This is a genomic window from Streptomyces sp. NPDC006739, assembly GCF_042869815.1.
Lineage (GTDB): Bacteria > Actinomycetota > Actinomycetes > Streptomycetales > Streptomycetaceae > Streptomyces.
The window spans coordinates 1-17419 of record NZ_JBIAGM010000058.1 but is presented as its reverse complement, the minus strand read 5'-3'; the positions used below and the strand labels follow the sequence as shown (position 1 = coordinate 17419).

17 protein-coding genes and 7 pseudogenes are annotated in these 17419 nt (G+C 68.1%); 10 read left to right on the top strand and 14 right to left on the bottom strand.

The window, feature by feature from the left end; translation table 11 throughout:
• Nucleotides 1-98: IS3 family transposase (locus ACFYMM_RS43390; RefSeq protein WP_388398159.1), on the top strand; the 98-nt coding region annotated here is incomplete at its 5' end.
• Nucleotides 99-155: 57 nt separating this feature from the next.
• Here the strand turns inward: ACFYMM_RS43390 and ACFYMM_RS43385 are convergent.
• The 4 genes from ACFYMM_RS43385 to ACFYMM_RS43370 form a co-directional block, all read right to left on the bottom strand.
• A complete protein-coding gene (locus tag ACFYMM_RS43385) occupies nt 156-602 on the bottom strand; it encodes a transposase (protein WP_388398153.1) in 447 nt (148 codons plus the stop codon).
• 126 nt (nt 603-728) lie between these two features.
• Nucleotides 729-881, bottom strand: a complete 153-nt coding sequence (locus tag ACFYMM_RS43380) for a transposase (protein WP_388398156.1) — start codon at nt 879-881, stop codon at nt 729-731.
• An 87-nt stretch (nt 882-968) separates the two neighbouring features.
• Nucleotides 969-1193 (bottom strand): hypothetical protein, encoded by a 225-nt coding sequence (locus ACFYMM_RS43375; RefSeq protein WP_388398150.1) that lies wholly within the window; start codon nt 1191-1193, stop codon nt 969-971.
• 119 nt (nt 1194-1312) lie between these two features.
• A complete protein-coding gene (locus tag ACFYMM_RS43370) occupies nt 1313-2146 on the bottom strand; it encodes a helix-turn-helix transcriptional regulator (RefSeq protein WP_388398148.1) in 834 nt (277 codons plus the stop codon).
• A gap of 128 nt (nt 2147-2274) precedes the next feature.
• On the opposite strand from ACFYMM_RS43370, the pseudogene ACFYMM_RS43365 reads away from it, so the two are divergent.
• Together ACFYMM_RS43365 and ACFYMM_RS43360 are read left to right on the top strand one after the other, a co-directional pair.
• Nucleotides 2275-2540: pseudogene (locus ACFYMM_RS43365) on the top strand (Atu4866 domain-containing protein).
• Nucleotides 2537-3271, top strand: a complete 735-nt coding sequence (locus tag ACFYMM_RS43360; protein WP_388398145.1) for an SDR family oxidoreductase — start codon at nt 2537-2539, stop codon at nt 3269-3271. The pseudogene ACFYMM_RS43365 and the gene ACFYMM_RS43360 overlap by 4 nt, the downstream one beginning before the upstream one ends.
• 120 nt (nt 3272-3391) lie before the next feature.
• Here ACFYMM_RS43360 and ACFYMM_RS43355 read toward each other — a convergent pair.
• The 3 genes and pseudogenes from ACFYMM_RS43355 to ACFYMM_RS43345 all read right to left on the bottom strand — a co-directional run.
• Nucleotides 3392-3601: pseudogene (locus tag ACFYMM_RS43355) on the bottom strand (IS6 family transposase); the annotation flags it as partial.
• A gap of 1 nt (nt 3602) precedes the next feature.
• Nucleotides 3603-4493 (bottom strand): annotated as a pseudogene (locus ACFYMM_RS43350) (transposase); the annotation flags it as partial.
• A gap of 219 nt (nt 4494-4712) precedes the next feature.
• The gene (locus ACFYMM_RS43345) at nt 4713-5303 is read right to left on the bottom strand and encodes a TetR/AcrR family transcriptional regulator (protein WP_388398143.1); all 591 of its coding nucleotides are present in this window, start codon (nt 5301-5303) and stop codon (nt 4713-4715) included.
• 73 nt (nt 5304-5376) lie between these two features.
• On the opposite strand from ACFYMM_RS43345, the gene ACFYMM_RS43340 reads away from it, so the two are divergent.
• Nucleotides 5377-6216 carry an SDR family NAD(P)-dependent oxidoreductase gene (locus ACFYMM_RS43340; protein WP_388398140.1) on the top strand — a complete coding sequence of 280 codons (840 nt, stop codon included), beginning with the start codon at nt 5377-5379 and terminating at the stop codon, nt 6214-6216.
• 45 nt (nt 6217-6261) lie between these two features.
• Nucleotides 6262-7167, top strand: coding sequence for an NmrA family NAD(P)-binding protein (locus tag ACFYMM_RS43335; protein WP_388398137.1), 906 nt, complete (start codon nt 6262-6264; stop codon nt 7165-7167).
• A 787-nt stretch (nt 7168-7954) separates the two neighbouring features.
• Here ACFYMM_RS43335 and ACFYMM_RS43330 read toward each other — a convergent pair.
• Nucleotides 7955-9316, bottom strand: a complete 1362-nt coding sequence (locus ACFYMM_RS43330; protein WP_388398135.1) for a hypothetical protein — start codon at nt 9314-9316, stop codon at nt 7955-7957.
• Between the two features lie 351 nt (nt 9317-9667).
• Between ACFYMM_RS43330 and ACFYMM_RS43325 the strand changes: the two genes are divergently transcribed.
• The 3 genes from ACFYMM_RS43325 to ACFYMM_RS43315 all read left to right on the top strand — a co-directional run bounded on the left by ACFYMM_RS43325 (nt 9668) and on the right by ACFYMM_RS43315 (nt 11346).
• The gene (locus ACFYMM_RS43325) at nt 9668-10759 is read left to right on the top strand and encodes an ISL3 family transposase (RefSeq protein ID WP_388398132.1); all 1092 of its coding nucleotides are present in this window, start codon (nt 9668-9670) and stop codon (nt 10757-10759) included.
• Nucleotides 10760-10945: 186 nt separating this feature from the next.
• Nucleotides 10946-11173: a hypothetical protein gene (locus ACFYMM_RS43320; protein ID WP_388398129.1), complete on the top strand. Its 228-nt coding sequence runs from the start codon at nt 10946-10948 to the stop codon at nt 11171-11173.
• A gap of 8 nt (nt 11174-11181) precedes the next feature.
• Complete coding sequence (locus tag ACFYMM_RS43315; RefSeq protein ID WP_388398127.1) at nt 11182-11346, top strand: hypothetical protein; 165 nt, start codon at nt 11182-11184, stop codon at nt 11344-11346.
• A gap of 220 nt (nt 11347-11566) precedes the next feature.
• On the opposite strand, the gene ACFYMM_RS43310 is transcribed toward ACFYMM_RS43315, so the two are convergent.
• Entirely contained in the window at nt 11567-11845 is a 279-nt protein-coding gene (locus tag ACFYMM_RS43310; RefSeq protein ID WP_388398124.1) for a hypothetical protein, read from the bottom strand.
• Between the two features lie 232 nt (nt 11846-12077).
• Between ACFYMM_RS43310 and ACFYMM_RS43305 the strand changes: the two are divergent.
• Nucleotides 12078-12883: pseudogene (locus ACFYMM_RS43305) on the top strand (IS5 family transposase).
• A gap of 76 nt (nt 12884-12959) precedes the next feature.
• Here the strand turns inward: ACFYMM_RS43305 and ACFYMM_RS43300 are convergent.
• Both ACFYMM_RS43300 and ACFYMM_RS43295 read right to left on the bottom strand, forming a co-directional pair.
• A pseudogene (locus ACFYMM_RS43300) lies at nt 12960-13343 on the bottom strand (phosphotransferase); the annotation flags it as partial.
• Nucleotides 13344-13390: 47 nt separating this feature from the next.
• Nucleotides 13391-14194: a hypothetical protein gene (locus ACFYMM_RS43295; protein ID WP_388398122.1), complete on the bottom strand. Its 804-nt coding sequence runs from the start codon at nt 14192-14194 to the stop codon at nt 13391-13393.
• A gap of 197 nt (nt 14195-14391) precedes the next feature.
• Between ACFYMM_RS43295 and ACFYMM_RS43290 the strand changes: the two genes are divergently transcribed.
• Complete coding sequence (locus ACFYMM_RS43290; protein ID WP_388398120.1) at nt 14392-14991, top strand: hypothetical protein; 600 nt, start codon at nt 14392-14394, stop codon at nt 14989-14991.
• Between the two features lie 84 nt (nt 14992-15075).
• Here the strand turns inward: ACFYMM_RS43290 and ACFYMM_RS43285 are convergent.
• The 3 genes and pseudogenes from ACFYMM_RS43285 to ACFYMM_RS43275 form a co-directional block, all read right to left on the bottom strand.
• A pseudogene (locus ACFYMM_RS43285) lies at nt 15076-15267 on the bottom strand (aminoglycoside phosphotransferase family protein); the annotation flags it as partial.
• 1017 nt (nt 15268-16284) lie between these two features.
• Nucleotides 16285-17031, bottom strand: a pseudogene (locus ACFYMM_RS43280) (helix-turn-helix domain-containing protein); the annotation flags it as partial.
• A gap of 71 nt (nt 17032-17102) precedes the next feature.
• Nucleotides 17103-17419: hypothetical protein (locus tag ACFYMM_RS43275; RefSeq protein ID WP_388398117.1), on the bottom strand; the 317-nt coding region annotated here is incomplete at its 5' end.

Sequence of the window (17419 nt, the reverse complement as noted above, 5' to 3'; positions counted from 1 at the left end):
CCACCGCCGAATGGGTCGACTGGTACAACCACCGCCGACTCCACGGTGAGATAGGCCATATCCCGCCCGTCGAGTACGAAGCCAACTACTACACATAACTCACGAAACCCCAGGTCACAACCACAATCTGAGATCTCTACCGAACCCGGGGCGGTTCAGGTGGCAGGTGGTGCAGGTGCCGGTCCAGCAGTTCGGCAGGTCCTGGATGGCGTCGAGGATCTGGTAGAGGGTGAGTCCGGTGTATCGGCTTTTGGGGCCAGGCGCTGTTCGGTGAGGAAGGCGTGGGCGGCGGTGACCAGGGTGATCCAGGAACGTCCCTCGAAGTGGTCCAGGCCGAGGCCGTGCTTGAGCTCGCGGTAGTCGTGCTCGATGCGCCAGCGGATCTTGACGAGGCGGACCAGTTCGGCCGGCGGGGTGTCGGCGGGCAGGATGACAGCCAGTAGTCGGTGGGCTTCGGCGTCTTCGGGCCGTTCCGCCAGCAGCGTGACCCCGGGCAGGACACCGTCCCAGTAGCCCTCCCGCGCGGTGGCAGCGGCCTGGGCCAGACGGCGGGCCCGGATGCCGGCCGGCCGCACCCGCAGCGCCGCAAAGCGCGAGCGCATCGGTCCGCGGGAGCTTTCCCGCCAGGTCATCTCGGTGAACGCCCGCCGTCCAGGGCCGGCCGCGAGCGCGGCGACCGAGGACGGCTTGCCGCGGTAGCGGGGCTGTGGCCTGCGACCGTTCCCGGATCAGGCTGGGGCGGTGGGCCGCGCGTCGTGCGGGTGGACGGTCCCGTCCGAACGGGCCGCCACGACATATCCGATGCCCCGTTCGCTCAGGCCGTCGCGGAAGTCGGCGTTCTGCCCGTAGCCGGCGTCGGCCACCACGACCGGCGGCATCAGACCCCACCCAGCGTGACCCGCGCCCGCCGGCCCGGTCGGCCTCCGCGGCCAGATGCAGTTCCAACTCCGCCTCCAGGGCGGCCTGCATCAGGTGCTGGCCAGTTCGGGCAGGAGCCCGCCCTCGCCCATCATCCGCAGCTCGCCCCGGGCGGTCTTCTCGGCCGCAAGCGCCGCCAGTTCCTCCAACAGCTCGCTGGACAGACCATTGGCGGATGCCGGCATCGACTTCACGTCGGCACCCTCGCCCCCGGCGACACCGGCAAGCGACACGCCGCTACCCGCCCTGATCAGAAGATCCATCGTCGTTCCCATCAGGTGACTCCTTCATGGAGGCTTACACCTGATTCATGACGCTCCCTTGCTCGAGAGCGGTGTCCGGACGCGAGCGCCAGCTGAGGCGATTGCTCGGCAAATCCCGGCCAGCTCTTCGGCTACAGGGTGGCCTGATTCGAGATGGCGTGGAGGGAGCCGAGGAGGTTGAGGGCCTGGGCGCTGGGGCTGCCGGGTTCGGCCTGGTAGATGACAAGTTGCTGCCCCGGAGCGTCGCGTACGTCAAAGGCTTGGTAGGTGAGCGCCAGGGGCCCGACGTCCGGGTGGAGGAAGTGCTTGGCATCCTGGGTCTTGCCGCGCACGGCGTGGGAGTTCCACAAGCGGGTGAAGTCCGCGCTGTGCTCGGTGAGGGCGCGGACGAGTTCCCGCAGCCGTGGGTTGTTCGGGTCGAGGCCGTCCGCCTGACGAAGGTGGCTCACGGTGGCCTGCGCCGTGCGGCTCCACCGGGTGTAGAACTGTCGGCCTGCCGGATCGAGGAAGGTCATGACGGCCAGATTGTCCGCTTGCTGGAAGGGCGAGTGCAGAGCCTCGGCCAGGGCGTTGCCCGCCAGGACGTCCAAGGTCCGGTTGATGACGAACGCCGGGGCGCCCGGGTATCCGTCCATCAGCTGGCGAAGGGCGGGACTGACGCGGTCCGTGGTACGGGTGAACTGGTTGCTCGGCGCTGTCCCGGCCAGCTGGTGCAGGTGTGCGTGGGCGTCGGGGTCCAGTCGCAGGGCGCGGCCGAGCGCGTCGAGTATTTGGGCGGAGGGGTGGCGTTCGCGCCCCTGTTCCAGGCGGGTGTAGTAATCCACGTTCACCCCGGCCAGGACCGCGACCTCTTCACGGCGCAGTCCGGGGACCCTGCGCACGCCGTAGCTCGCCATGCCGACGTCTTGCGGCCGTAGGGCCGCCCTGCGTGCGCGTAGGAACTCTCCCAGGAGGTTGTCGGTCATGTCCTCAGGCTAGGGCGCAGGGGCGGTGTGCTGCCTGGGTGCACCGCACCCAGGCAGCACACGTCCTGGTCGGCGGCATCCGACCTGTCCAGACTCGGTCGGGCAGGACAGATCCGCACCCATCCGTCATGACAGGGAACAGGAGGAGGGCCCATGCCGACCGAGTCGGCATACGGGTGACCTCGGACGGTCACATCCGCCAGGAGATGCGAGCGCACGGCCGGTACAACGAGGCGCGCGGTAACCGGCGTAGCGCGTGCACGGGCCGCTACACGGTGACCGCAGCCACGTCGATTACGTCCACGACTCCGGGTTCCACGCGACGGGCGACATCCGCGATGACGTGCTCTACCACGAGCACCTCGTGTTCTACCGAGAGGAAAAGCAGACATGACAGACACAGGCAAGATCGTGGCAGTCACCGGAGCGAGCAGCGGGATCGGCGAGGCGACCGCCCGCCGACTTGCCGCAGACGGCCACCGTTTGCTCCTTGGAGCGCGGCGCACCGATCGTCTCGATGCGCTGACCAGGGAGATCACCACCGCAGGCGGTACTGCGGCGTTCCAGCGGCTGGACGTCACGGATGTCGACGATGTCCGGGCCTTCGTGTCCGCCGCCCGCGAGCGCCACGGCCGAGTGGACGTGGTGGTCAACAACGCCGGAGTGATGCCGCTCTCGCCGCTGGAAGCGCTGAAGACCGAGGAGTGGGACCGCATGATCGACGTGAACGTGCGGGGAGTCCTGCACGGCATCGCCGCTGCCCTGCCCACGATGCGCGCTCAGGGCAGCGGGCACTTCGTGAACGTCGCCTCTGTCGGCGCCTACGAGGTCTCTCCCACCGCCGCCGGCTACTGCGCCACCAAATTCGCCGTCCGCGCGATCTCCGAAGGACTGCGCCAGGAGTCCACCGGGAACATCCGGGTCACCCTCGTGTCCCCGGGCGTGACCGAGTCCGAACTCGCCGAGAGCATCTCCGACCCTGCTGCCAGGGAGGCCATGAAGACCTACCGCGCCGTGGCACTGCCCGCCTCCGCCATCGCGGAGGCCATTGCCTACGCCATCTCCCAGCCTTCGCAGGTCGACGTCAACGAAATCGTCGTCCGTCCCGCCGCAAGCGCCCAATAGCCCGCGGTAGCGCCACACACGTTGCACCCGATACTGGCGATCAGGCGTTGTCACGTTGTTGGCTGTGTGACTGCCTGACGGTGCGTCGGGGCAGGGTGGGCTTGGGAGCCGGGCCTGTGCTCAGGCCGCGGTGGCGAGGCCGGCGACGTCGGTGATCTGGTCCCAGATGGCGGAGCGGATGGTCATCTCGGCTCGGTAGTCGTGGGCGGGCATCAGATGGCGGCGGGGCCGGAAGTGGGGCGAGATACCGCTGAACGCGGACAGGAACCGCTGGGCCCCGCCGATGCTGTGGAAGCCCTTCATCGCGCGTTCACGCTGCCTCGTGGGCTGGGATCAATGTGCCGTGGATCAGGGGGAGTTCGCCGCAGTGGTCGAGCCACGGGCCGCGGGCGGTCAGGCGGGGATGCATCCGGTCCCAGGCGAAGGATTCGGCCTGGCCGTAGCGGGTGGTGTCGCAGACCGTGGCCTGGTCGGGGGTGTGACAGGAGTCCGGTTCGGCGAAGGTGAGGACACCGCCGTGCTTGCGGGGCTGCCCGCCGCGCGGTGTGGAGCGCCTGGGGCCGGCGTCGCGGAGCATGACCCGGTCCGAGCGCATCCGGCCGACCAGCTCGACAGGCAGATCGGCCAGGACGTAGGCGAGGCGGGTGACGTCGTAGCCGGAGTCCATGGCGATGAGGATGTGCTCATCGCCGGGCCGCCACTGCCCGGCGTGCACGAGCCGGGTGAAGACGTTGCGGAGTTGGGCGGCGGTGACCGCGGTGGCGTCGTCGGCCGGCCCGAGCCGGATCGCGTCCAGTACGGCGGTCCACGAGGTGCGTCCTGTTTCCAGGGCGGCGACGAAGGAGTAGGGCCAGCCGGGGATGAACTGATCCGCGCTGCGGCCCCGCCCGTAGACGTGGCAGAACAGCAGCTCCGGGCTGGTGGGGGCGTCGGGCCGCAGCCAGTTGCCCACATCCACCGCGAGGGCGATCCGTCCGTCGGCGGCATGCGGCAGCGGCGTGGAGGCCAGCAGCCTGCGGCGGCGCGGCTCCAGCCAGCCGTGATTGACCGCGTCGTACATCGCCCCGTGCCCGCGCCGGTGCTCGGCCGTGAGCGTCAGCTGGACCAGCGAGGTGACCGGACCATCGGCACACAGCACCGCGTCGGTGAGCTCGAAGAGCGCATCCGCACGGCTGTAAAGACAGTCGTAGAACCGGACACGAAAGTGGGACAGGATGGCCAACGCGGCCTCAGCGGACTGTTCAGCGGCGAGACTCTTCACCAAGCGCCGTTCCTTCAGGCGACGTTGCTCGACACCTCGAAGCGTGAAGAACGGCCGTCCTGCTGTCTCAGGAACACACCAAGATCAGCAGGTCGAGTGACCAGCGAGGATAAATACCAAGCCAGGTGGTCTTGGCCCTGGTCCCCACGCTGGCGAGCGTGGGGGAGTCGGGGGCCGGTTTCAGGTGGGGCGGCGGATGGCATGTACGGCGCTGTCGTAGAGGTCGAACATGTCGGTCTGTCCGCCCCGGCGTACCCATTCCTCGTTGGCTGCCTGCAGGCAGATGATCGCTGCGGCTGCGATCGCGCGGGCTTGCAGGGTGCGGTCGTCGGAGCCGGGCAGTCGCGGCTCGATCAGCGGTGCGAACAGATCTTGCCAGCGGGCTTGCTTCTCGGCATGTCCGGCGCGGAGGGAATCGTTGCCGAACAGCAGCGTGATGAACTCCAGGCGCCCTTCGGCTGTCATGTCGATCTCCTCAAGCACCTGGAACGCCGCGCGCAGCGCCGTCCAGGCATCCTCGTCGGCCGGGCGCTCGGCGAGGCGCGCGGCGATCAGTTCGCCCTGTTCGTCCAGGCCGCTGAGCGCGAGGTCTTCCTTGTTGCGGAAGTAATTGAACAGGGTCCGCCGGGAGACGCCCGCGGCTGCGGCGACCTCATCGAGGGTCGTGTCGTCGTAGCCCTTGGCGGCGAACAGCTCGATAGCCGTCCGCGCCAGCAGTGATCGGACTACGGAGCGGGTCTGTTCCCGGATAGGTGTCGGTTTCTGCGCCATGCACCGATGGTACTTCGTCGCACGTGATGTAATTATTTGCACTCAGTGCAAAAACGTGCGTAGAGTGAATGCCATGAGTGAAATCGACTACCACCGCCAGACCGTCATCGTCACTGGTGCCAGTTCCGGCCTCGGCGCCGAATTCGCCCGCCAGTTGGCCCGCCGCGGCGCGGACCTCGTGCTGGTGGCCCGGCGGGCGGACCGGCTCGAGAGCCTGGCCGCCGAACTCACCCGCGCCCACGGCGTCACGGTGACCGCCGTTCCCCGCGACCTCGGCCTGCCCGACGCCGGGCGCACGCTGCGCGCCGATCTAGAGTCCCGCGGCATCTACGCCACCGGACTGGTCAACAACGCCGGCTTCGGCACCCACGACGCGTTCACAGAGGAGGATCCTGACCGCTTGCAAAGCATGATCGCGTTGAACGTCAGCGCGCTGGTCGACCTCAGCCGCGCCTACATCGACCCGCTGACCTCCGCCGGCACCGGCGTTCTGATCAATGTCGCGAGCCTGCTGGGCTTCCAGCCGACCCCCTACCTGAGCGTCTACGGCGCCACCAAGGCCTTCGTTCTCAGCTTCACCGAATCGCTGTGGGAGGAGACCCGCGGCACTGGGCTGCGCGTCCTGGCCGTGTGCCCCGGCGCCACCCGGACCGAGTTCTACGACGTCGCCGGCAGCCAGTCCGCCGACTACGGCACGAAGCGGGCCACCCCCGAGCAGGTCGTGACGATTGCCCTCGACACACTGGACCGCCGATCCGCGCCCCCGTCGGTGGTGACCAACGGCCGGCCGCTCGCCCTCGCCAGCAAATTCCTGCCGCGCCGCTCGATGGTCCGGCTCATGGGCTGGATGGCCCGCCGCCGGCGCCCGCAGCTCCCCGTCGCCCGCACCAACAGCCAAGGAACCCGATCATGACCAGCACCGACGCCGCCAGACAACCCACCGGCAAGGAGCGCTTCCATGGCTGATCACGACCTCGTTCTCGTCACCGGCGCCGGCGGTTTGGGCCGCCTCGTAACAGAGCGGCTGCGCGCGCAGAACATGCCGGTCCGCGTCCTGGTCCGCCGCGAGGACGACCGCGCGGCCGAGGTGCGGGCATTGGGCGCCGAGGTCGTCACCGGGGATCTGACCCGGCCCGAGACGGTGGCGGCCGCGCTCGACGGCGTCCGCCGGACGTACTTCGGGCTCAGTGTGTCCCCGGACCACCTACTGGCGGCGACCGTCATGGCCACGGTCACGAAGGCGCACGGTGAACTCGACGTGCTGGTGGACCTGTCGCAGATGACGGTGTCGCAGATGACCGCCATCAGCACCGCGGAATCCCACCAGCAGCGGCTGCACTGGCTGGCGGAGCAGGTGCTGGACTGGTCGGGCCTGCCTGTGGTGCACGTGCGCCCGACGACGTTCCTCGACAATCCGCTGTTCACCGCCTTCGCGGCGCGGTCGATCCGCGAGAACGGCACGCTGGCGCTGCCGTTCGGGACCGGACGCACCTCGCCAGTCGCTGCCGACGACGTCGCCCAGGTGGTCGCGACCATCCTGCGCGATCCCGGGGAGCACGCCGGGAAGGTGTACGAGCTGACCGGACCACGGACGCTCGACATGACCGAAGTAGCCCAGGAGTTCTCCAAGGCACTCGGCCGGACGGTGACCTACCGGGACGTCCCCCTGCAATGGTGGCGCACAGAGGTACTCGCGAAAGCGGGCCTGCCACAGCACACCGAGCAGCACATCGCCACCATGGCGCAGCTGCACCGCGCGAACCGTTACGACAGGGCGACCAACGACGTCGAGCGCATCACCGGGAAGCGGTCCCTGACCGTCGAGGAGTTCGTCGCCGTCCGCAAAAACCTCTACCTCGGCTGACTGCCGCAGAAATCCCAGGAGGAGTGCTTGGGCCGATCCTCGCCGCCCGCGGCCTGCCGCTGGCCCTCATCGCGCCGGTCACGTTCGCCGCGACGTTCACCACCTCTGTCGTCGGCGCGGCCGTGTACACCGCACTCGCGCTGGTGAGCAGCGGGCCCGTCACCCCGGACTGGTGGCTCGGCCTGCCCTGCCGCCACGGCGGCTACCTCGGCGCCCGGCTCCAGGCTCACCTGCCGAGACGGCACTGCGACTCCTGCTCGGCACACTCGCCTTCGGAGTGCTCTACGCATGTAAATCCCCTCGATGTGTGGAGATCTTCTCAGCGGATAGCTCCAGGTCGGAGTTGCCCCGGTGGTCGTGTTCGCAGTCGATCGGGCTGCGGTACCCGCACACGCTGTGCAGCCGACGGGTGTTGTAGAATCCGGTGACCCACGTCAAGGGTGCGCTATTCCGTCGGACCCAGCTGGCTTGGTCGCCGGCACCGGGGCCGCATCGTCTCGGGAATGGCGGCGGAGATGCCGTTCAGGGCCGCGCGCAGGCCGCCGCCAGGTCATCGGTCAACTGCTGCAGATCAGCCCGTTCGACTGCCGAACCGAGTTCACCAACGCCGGACGTCTTTGGCTGGCCGCTGCGGATGCGGGAGGGGGAAGTGCAGCAGATCGTTCCCAAAGGCCGATCTGCCGTTCGGCGTCCTTCCCCCGCACGCCCATCGAGTGCAGTCGCAGGATCCGGCCGTGGCCTGGCACTCGCCCAGGACGACCTCCACCGGATTCGTCCTGGACTCAGATCAAGATGTGGCTGTTTCTGCGGACCATGCGCGTTGTTCTGCGGCGAGGCGTGCTTCGTCTTCGGCGGTGTCGGTGCCGGCGGCGCGGTTGCCGTAGCCGCGGTGGACGACGAGGAGCTGGTTCTTGTCCCCGTACTTGTCGCGGTAGGCGATCACCGCAGGGCCGGCACCGCTGGAGTGAGCGGGGAAGTCCTTGTCGGCGCTCCAGCCGCCGTTGGTGGTGTAGGTGGCCCACCACAGTTTCTGGTCGTTGCCGCCGTGACCACGGTGGATGCAGTACAGCTTGCCGTCGAACACGGCCAGGCCCGGCCCTTCCAGACTGTGATGGGCGGGCAGCTGGCGCTCGGTACCCCATCCGGTGCTGGTGCTGGTGCTGTAGCTGATGTGCTGCAGGGCGGTGGTGTTGTTACCGCGGTACACGCAGTGGAGCCTGCCGTCGTAGGCCACCAGGGCCGGGTTCGCCGAGGTACCGACGTTCAGCTTGACGTCGCGAGTCCATCCCATGGATGGGGTCCAGGTGGTGTGCCACAGGTGCGCCGAGTCACTGCCCCGGTGGACGCAGTGAAGCTTTCCGCCGAACACCGCCAGGGCTGGACCCACGGAGCTGGAGTGGGCACCGAGACGGGTGTCGGCGCTCCACCTTCCCGTGGCCGGGTCAAATGTGGTGTGCCACAGGTCCTTGTCGTTGCCGCTGCCCCGGTGCACACAGTGGAGCTGTCCCTCGAAGGAGGCCAGTGCCGGTCCGCCTTCGCTCGAATGGGCCCCGAACAAAGTGTCCTCACTCCATCCCTTGTCCGGGTCGTAGACCGTCCACCAGAGCCTGGAGTCGGACGGCGAGCCGCGGTGGGCGCAGTACAGCTTGCCCTGGTGTTCGGCCAGCGCCGGGTTCGCGGCACTGTGGTGGGCGGTGAACTTCTCGTCCTTGCTCCATTCCTCCCGGGTCTCGTAGACCGTCCACCACAGGTTGGTGTCCTCGTTGGGCTTCAGGCTGACCGGGATGAGCATGCCCGGAGCGATCCATGGGGAGACCAGCTTGCAGCCGTAGGTCTGGCCGACCTCTTTGATCCACAGTGCCTTGATCTTGCAGTACGCCTCAACGATTTTGTTCATCGGTGACGGCAGCGCTTCTCCTGCCACGTCACCGATCAGTTCCGCGATGTCGCCCGCCAACGCGGCCGCCTCAGCGTTGAGGTGGATCTCAAAGCCCCACCAGAACGTCTTGACGGAAACGTCGTAGCCCCGCGCGCCGAGCTCCTTTCGAGCCGCCTCCGCCTTGGCGACTTCCTCCTGTGACGGCGGTGTCGCCCGGCTGCCGTCCTCGAGGACGCCGCTTTCCTGTACTGCTTGTTCTTCTGTTGCCATCCTGCGCTCCTGCCTGCTGTCACAGCGGAGTCACAGCCCGAAACTGCCCCGCCCCATCGCGGTCGGTCCAAGCCATGCCCACTGCTCGCCTGAATCGGTTCACACAGATCGACACGAAACGAGTTGATTCGTAAGCACACAGTAACGACGCCCGGTCCAAGGCAAGTCCGAATCCTCCGTGGCTGTCTCAAAGTGATCTGCGTGGCCGCGACGCAGGTGCCAACTCCTGGTGGCTTTGGCGGTTTGAGTTGGTTCAGGCACGGATTTCGTGAAGTCGATCGTGCTTCCGTGCGCCGGTGACGCTCCGTCACATCTGCGTTCATCCTGCGGTTGTGTGAGACCTTGCTGGAGATGGTGTTCCCGCACCTGGTGACGGTGCTGGTGGAGCACGTGGTGGTGGAGAGCGGCGCGCTGCGGATCGTGGCGAGCACGATGGACGGGATGGCTGCAGCCTGTCCGAGGTGCGGGGTGCCGTCGGCGCGGGTGCACAGCCGTTATGGGCGCACGATCGCCGATGCGCCGGTCGGCACCCGGCCTGTGCTCATCGAGTTGTCGGTGCGCCGTCTGTTCTGCGACAACAACGACTGCGCGCGGGTGACCTTCGCCGAGCAGGTCGCTGGGCTTACCAGTCGCTACGGTCGGCGAACGCCCGTCCTGCAACGGATCGTCGGAGCTCTCGGGGTCGTCCTGGCCGCCCGCGCCGTGGCCGGGCTGGCGCTGCTGCTGGGCGTTGTGGTCAGCCGGATGACCGTGCTGCGCACGGTGATGGCGATGCCCGAGCCCGCCTGGGCGGTGCCCGAGCCCGCCTGGGCGGTGCCCGAGCCCGCCTGGGCGGTGCCGCGGGTGCTGGGTGTGGACGAATTCGCGACCAGGCGCGGCCGCGGGTACGGCACCATCCTGATCGACTGTGAGACCCACCAGCCGCTTGACCTGCTGCCCGACCGCGAGGCCGATACCCTGGGCGCCTGGCTGCGCGAGCGTCCCGGCGTCGAGATCGTCTGCCGCGACCGTGCGGCGTTCTTCGCCGAGGGCGCCAGCACCGGAGCCCCGCAGGCCCAGCACTGCGCTGACAAATGGCATGTCTGGCACAACCTCGGCGAAGCCGTCGAACGCCTCGTCTCCCGACACCGTGCTCTCCTGCGTGGCCTCATCGAGCCCGAACCACAGCCCGAGTCCGAACCACAGCCCGCGCCGGCCCCGGCCGAGGAGAAGCCGCCCGATCCCTACCCGCCAGGGAGGTTCCTCGACCGGCTCCGCGACACCCACGCCGCCGTCCACGCCCAGGTCGAACAGGGCCACAGTCGGCGCGAGGGCGCCCGCCACTTCGGGCTGGGCCGCAACATCGTGCGCAAGTATGCTCGCGCCGCCACCCCCGAGGCGATGTTGCACGGCCAGTGGCAGGACCTCACCAGCAAACTCGACCCCTACCGCCCCTACCTGTAGCAACGCATCGCCGAGGGCTGCACGAAGCTGTCGCGGCTCCACCAAGAGATCCAGGAACGCGGCGCGCGATGCAGCTACAGCACCCTGCGCGACTACGTCCACCCGCTGCGTCCCGGACGGCGGCCCGCCTCCGGCCGGCCGCCGATGTCCCGGCCGCCTTCGCCCCGCGAGGCCACCCGCTGGATCATGAGCCACCCCGACCACCTGCGCACCGACGACCAACTTCAGCGCAAGGCGCTGCTCACCGGCTCACCCGAGCTCACCGCCGCAACCGGCCACGTCCGTACCTTCGCGACCATCATGAGCAACCGCGAAGGCGACCGGCTACCGCACTCGATCGCCGACGTCTGCGCCGACGGGCAGTGCGGCCCGGCCTCCTTCGCCGCCGGACTGCTCACCGACTCGACGCCGTAGTCTTCGGCATGAGCACCGACTGGTCATCCGGACCGGTCGAGGGCCGCGTCAACGACTTGAAGGCCCTCAAGCGCGGCATGTTCGGCCGAGCCCGCCTCCCCCTTCTGCGCAAGCGGATCCTGCTGATCGCCGCGAGTCGACGACCACAAACCGTGACGTCCTCAGGAAACTGATCCACTTCACGAAATCCGGGCCTGAACCAGTTGAGACCGTTAACGCCATCCTCGCGACAGGCGCCAAGCAGCCACCGGTCCACCTTTGATTGGACCCGCGACACCGGACGTCCACCGGCACCCGCTGGCCGTCCGCGTGAAGACGCATCCCCGAGCGAGGGTCCCTGATCAGTGAAAACGTTCGAGGTAGGGCTCTGTGAACTGTTGCCGCCAATGCAATTCATCCTGTTTTGCGGGGTTCGCCAGCTGTGGACGCGGTCCATGTACGCGGCGGCGGCCTCGATGATGTCGGTCCACCGGTGGTGTCCGAGGACGACGACCTGTCCGGGTAAAGGCCGTCGTCGTTCGGAGCTCCGATACCGGCCACGTGCAGCCCGCAGTAGACGGCGAACCCGTTGTCAGTCGCGCCCTCACCCTCGAGGGTCCAGATGCCTTCGGCGGGGACGATCGTGCCGTCGTCGGCCTTGCTGGTCTCGATCTCGTACGGGGCCGTGGTCACGCCGACACATCCCGGGTGATGGCGGCCGCCAGGAGCACGGTGGCGTCGGTCGCCTACGGGCCGTCTTTCACTCGTCATGGCGTTAGCTCCTGCATGTTGGGGTGCCTACGACCCCTAACAAAAGGTGGCTTGTGGATCTCCGGGAATGACGGCGTGTCAGTTTTTCGTTGACGCTGACCGAAGGGGGTGCGAGCCAGTCGAGACCCGGAAGACCGCTGCCAGGCCCTGGGAGATCGAAGACGGGTTGTGGGTGCGCATCGAGCGGCTACTGCCGGTCGTCCCGCGCAATCCGCGGCGTCCAGGTCGTAAGCGTCTGGATAGTCGCAAGGTGCTGTGCGGGATCCTGTTCGTGCTGTACACCGGGATCCGCTGGAGTTTCCGCCCCAGGAGCTGGGTTTCGGCTCGGGGATGACCTGCTGGCGACGGCTGCGGGACCGGAATGAGGCCGGGGTCTGGCAGCGCCTGCACGAGCTGCTGCTCTGCGAGCTGCGGGCCGCAGACCTGCTGGACTTCTCCCGCGCCGCGGTCGACTCCAGCCACATCCGCGCGATGAAGGGCGGGCCGGCCACCGGTCCGTCCCCGGGTGGACCGGGGCAAGACCGGCAGCAAGCACCACCTGATCGTCGAGGCACACGGCATCCCGCTCGCGACGATCACCACCGGCGGCAACCGCAACGACGTCACCCAACTGATCCCGCTGATCCAGGCCGTCCCGCCGATCCGCGGCAAGCGCGGCCGGCCACTGCGCCGCCCCAAGCACCTCTACGCCGACCGTGGCTATGACCACGAGGTCTACTGGGACAAGGTTCGCCGGTTCCAGATCACCCCGCACATCGCCCGGCGCGGCGCGGCGTCGGGCACGGCTCCGGCCTGGGCGTCTACCGCTGGGTCGTGGAAGGGGGGATCGCGCTGCTGCACTGGTTCCGGCGCCTGCGTACCCGCTGGGAGATCCGCGATGACATCCACCACGCGTACGTCACCCTCGGCTCCGCCGTCATCTGCTGGCGACGACTGCGCACCGCACTTTGCTGGGAGTGAGGGCAGGCGATGTGCTTGAGGAGATGGCCTGCTCGATGCGTCAGAACGCACTCGTAGCAGTCGAGCCCGCACAGCCTCACAGCCGGGCTCTCAGTACGTCGACCTCGCAGCTCGGCGCGAACGGGTCGAAGCCGTGCTTGCTCAGCCAGCGAACCGCCAGCAGGCTTCGCAACGACCACCACGCGTGGGATCACGTCGGTGTCGGTGTCGGTGTCGGTGTCGGTGTCGGGGCCGTAGCCGGCGACGACGTCGCCGAGGTGCTCCTCGTGTCCGAGCGTGAAGATGGCAAGGTCGTATGGGGCATCGCCCTGCCCCGCCTCGGACCAGTCGATGATGCCAGTGATCTCGTCGCCGTCGACGAACACGTGAGCGATCTGCAGGTCGCCGTGCGCGAACGCCAAAGGCCACGGCCGGAGCAGGCCTCGGCGACCTGGCGGTTGCGGGTGACCAGGTCGGCAGGACGCCGTTCGTCAGGAGCCACTCGAACTCGCCGTCGAGAGTTGCGCGTCAGCGGTGGCCGACGTAGGCGACGAGTCCGCCGACGGTCAGACCCACCGCGCATCCGCTACGGAAGTATTCGTAACGCATGCCCGGGGTGTACTGCGCGTCGGTCATCCCGTACGGAAAGCGGACCCCCAGTTCCACGCCGCACAGGCACACCACGTAACCGTGACGCAGTGCGGCGGCCTCCCACTCGGGGTCGTGCCGGACCCACGTCCGGGAGTAGATGTTCCCGTCGGGTGTCCGCAGTTCCAGCCGGGAGTAGGTGTATCCGAAATCCTGCCATGGTCCTGGCTGGTCATCGGGCATCTCGTGCAGTTCCCAGCCAGGGATCGAGTGCAGGTCGGCGTGGCCGGGCGGCCTGCGTTTCATGCCGAAGTAGATCTCGTCGGGGTCGCGTCGCGGTGGTTCGCGCATGCGCAGTTCGTCGAAGATGGTGGGCCGCTTCTCGTCGGGGCAGCCCCTGTCGTCGTCGGATCTTGGCGGGTCGGGCAGGCGCAGGTCGGAGAACTCGGGCGGTAGACGCCTCATGCCGAACAGGATCGCGCTTTCGATCTGCGGTTCCTTGGGCACCTCGTCGATCGAGGCTGCGTGCGGCACGGCGTACTGGATTCCGTAGCGGCCCACGCGCAGGGAACGCCTGAACTCGAAGAGGGCGGCGGGCATGTGACGTGTCTGTGCGTGATCGAGGGTGACGGTGCCTTCCGCGGTCTCCAGACCCATCAGGACGGCCTCGAGCCGCAGCGCGGGGTCGTCGCTGAACAGGATCTGCCCGTGGTCGTCCACCTCTTCGAACTGACGCCTGCTCATCTCCTGCAGCCCTCCGGTTGGTTGCCGTTCCGCGTCCGCGAAGCCGACAATAGGATGTTGAACCATCCTATTGAAGGATCGTTCAACAATCCATACATTGGAACGCGTGCACCACCAGGCCGGCGGTTTCGTCGAAAGCAGGGGTGAGGGTGAGCGTGGAGGAAGCAGGCACAGGGCGGACAGGCGTGGCTTGGCGGGTGCTGGTGGGCGCCGTAAGCACCGGCGCGGCGTTGGCGCTGTGCGCGATCGTGCGTCTGATCGGGCGCACGGCCTTCGTCGCGCACGCCCAGTGGATCGACTTGCTGTGCGCGCTGGCGATCCTCCTCGGCTGCGTGTTCCTATGCACGTGCTGGTACTTGGACCTCCGGTGGCTGCTGTGTGCGGTGTGCCTCTTCGGGGTGCTGTTCCTGCAGAACCTGGAGCTGGATCAGCAGGCACTGCACCAGCACGGGCATACCGAACATGTCAGGGTCCGACACATTCAGTGGTCCGCCGGTGACGGCATGGATCCGGGTGTCCACCGCTACACGGTCTCCGTCATCGACGGCCCACCGCTGGCTCCGTTCGAGGAGAACGGGCTCATGGGCTGGAAGTGGGTGGTAGGCGGCACTTACACGGTGACCGTCGATCCGCAGGGCCGGGCCCCGCTCAGACGGGGGGACAAGCCCGGGCCTCCGGTGATCCAGCAGTTTCTGCAGATCCCGCTCGGCCTCGGCCTGGCCTGCGCCCTGTGGCGGCCCGCGGACCTGCTCCTGCGCCGACAACGCGTCCCATCTGCCGGATCCACCCAACCATAGGGGGCTGTGATTGAGTAGCACCCGGGCGCCGACCATCTCATCTGCTCTGGTCCCGGGAGCGTGCGACCATCTCGCTCAGTCACACCCCGGGAGCGCGCCGAGCGCGAGCACGGGCGGCTTGCGCCACAGGACTTTCGGGGTCGGGACCGGCGCCAGGGGCATCGCCTCGCCCCCGACGTCGATGCGTGCCTGATCGGCGTCCACCTTCAGGAACACGTCGCCGACGCGCAGGGTCGCGCGCTCGGAATGGGCGACGACGACCTTGACCTCATCCATGGCGACCAATATCCCGATGACCGTCGACGTCGCCGGGTTTAGCGCGTGCGATTGCGCGGCTGACCGCGTCCTGCTACCTGGCGGCCTCGTGCACGACACCCACCGCTGACCAGGCCAAGCCCAGCACTTTTGTTAAGAGTCGTTAACACCCGTGCCACTCACGCTCGGTGATGCCCCGCAGGGCGGCTTTTCGGTCACGCGACACGGCCCGCAGAGCTGCGGACCGTTCCGTCGAAGGCGGCCCAGAGCCTCGGAACGCTCCGCGCAAGGCGATCCAGGACAGACCGGAGCTATTCACTGTTTCTGGTTGTTTCGCGCCAGACCGCCAGGAACGTGACTGCGCGGCGCGGCTGTTGGACAGCTTTCTGATCGGTGCGCGGCCCTCCTCTGGGGTCGCCGGCGAGGACAGGAGAGAGCTATGGCCAATGAGTTGAAGTACGGGGACCCGGTCACGCTGCAGAACGGCTGGGCGAACTGGACGGGCGGTTTCCTGGACGTCACCAGAACCCAGCAGCCCCAGGCTGTCTACGCGGTGCAGACGGCCTCGACCCCCAAGCGCGATCGCGAGAGCGGCACCTGGAAGATCGCCTCGGCGAGGGGCAAGGCCGACGGCACCACCGTGATGTCGGGAGATCTCGTCTACCTGGTGAACCAGCTCGGCAGCACGTCCTACCTCGACGTGAACGGAGTCCCGGACCCGTCCTCCACCGGCGAGCGCTACCGCGTTCACACGGCGGCGACACCGAACCGCAACGGCAACAGCGGCGAGTGGTTCCTCTTCGCCGAGACTTCCTTCCCCGACGACGGCGCCATCCGTGTCGGCGACGTGGTGCACATCCTGAGCAACTGGAACAACACCAGCGGCGGCTGGCTGGACACCAGCGGCGGCGGCGCCCCCCGGCGGGAACGGCCTGCACACGGCCCTGGTCGGCCACTACTCCAACCGGGCGAACGGCTCCGGAGCATGGCGCTTCGATCACGCGTAACCCGCCGCCGCACGCACAGGAGCCCCGTTGGGTCCTTGGCCAGGTCGTAGGCGGCGAACAGGTGACGGACCCCATGCGAGCGCGTATAGGTCGCCCGCCTGCGGCGCCGCGGTTCCCGGTCGGGATCCTTGTGCCGTCCGCCGCACTCGGCCCATTGCCGGCCGGGGTGGGACTGGAGGTTGAGCGGGCCGAACTCATCCAGGCAGAAGATGACGTCGGGCTCGCCCTCTTCGGGTATGACCTCGCCGTCGGCGATCGCGTAGAGGTGCTCGATGCGGGCCTTCTTGGCCGCGTAGTTGGGGTCGCGGGAGGTCTTCCAGGTCCTCATGCGTTGAAAGGTGACGCCCTCCTCGCGGAGCAGGCTGCGCAGGCCCTCGTGGCTGATGTCGTCGACCACCCCCTCGGCGACCAGGAAGTCGGCCAGCTTGGCCAGACGCCAGGTCGAAAACGGCAGGCCGTGCTCGGCCGGCCTGGAGTTGGCGATCTTCTTGATCTCCCGGCGCTCGGGGAGGGTTAAGGTCTTGGGCCGGCCGCCCTTGTACTTCGGGTAGAGCGAGTCGAACCCGTCCGCGTTGAAGTTGTGGATCACGCCCCGGACCCGGTCCGCGCTGGTGAACGTCACCTCGGCGATCTTCGCCACGGGCATGCCCTGCGCTGACAGCAGAACCATCTGGGCCCGCCGCCAGGCCACCACCGAGCCGGTTCCCCTACGGATGATCCGCAGCAGGCGCTGCCCCTCGTCGTCACCGATCTCGCGGACGCGTACTCGTTCTGCCACCCGGACAGCCTGGCAACGACGCGCCGATCGAGAACGGATCCCGATCGGCGCATCATGGATCTTAGTGGGCGTTAAGTCCGTTTCTGGTAGCGGCCTCGTCCGGGTTGGGTGAGGAAGCCTTGGCGGACGAGGCGTCCGAGGCGGCTGGGGGTGACGTTGACGGATGCCTCGTCGGTGGGCATGCCGAGGAGTTCGTGCAGCTCACGGGCTCTGAACACCTGGCCGGGGTGCTGGTTGAAGGCGTTGACGATGGCCTGGTAGGCAGTGCCCGTCTCGGGCGGGTCGGGTTCGGCTCCTGCCGGCGCGACCTCCGCGATGACCTTCCGGGCGGTGTCCAGGTCCGCGAGTCGGGCCTCGGTCTCGCCCAGGGCAGCGGTCAAGTGCTCGA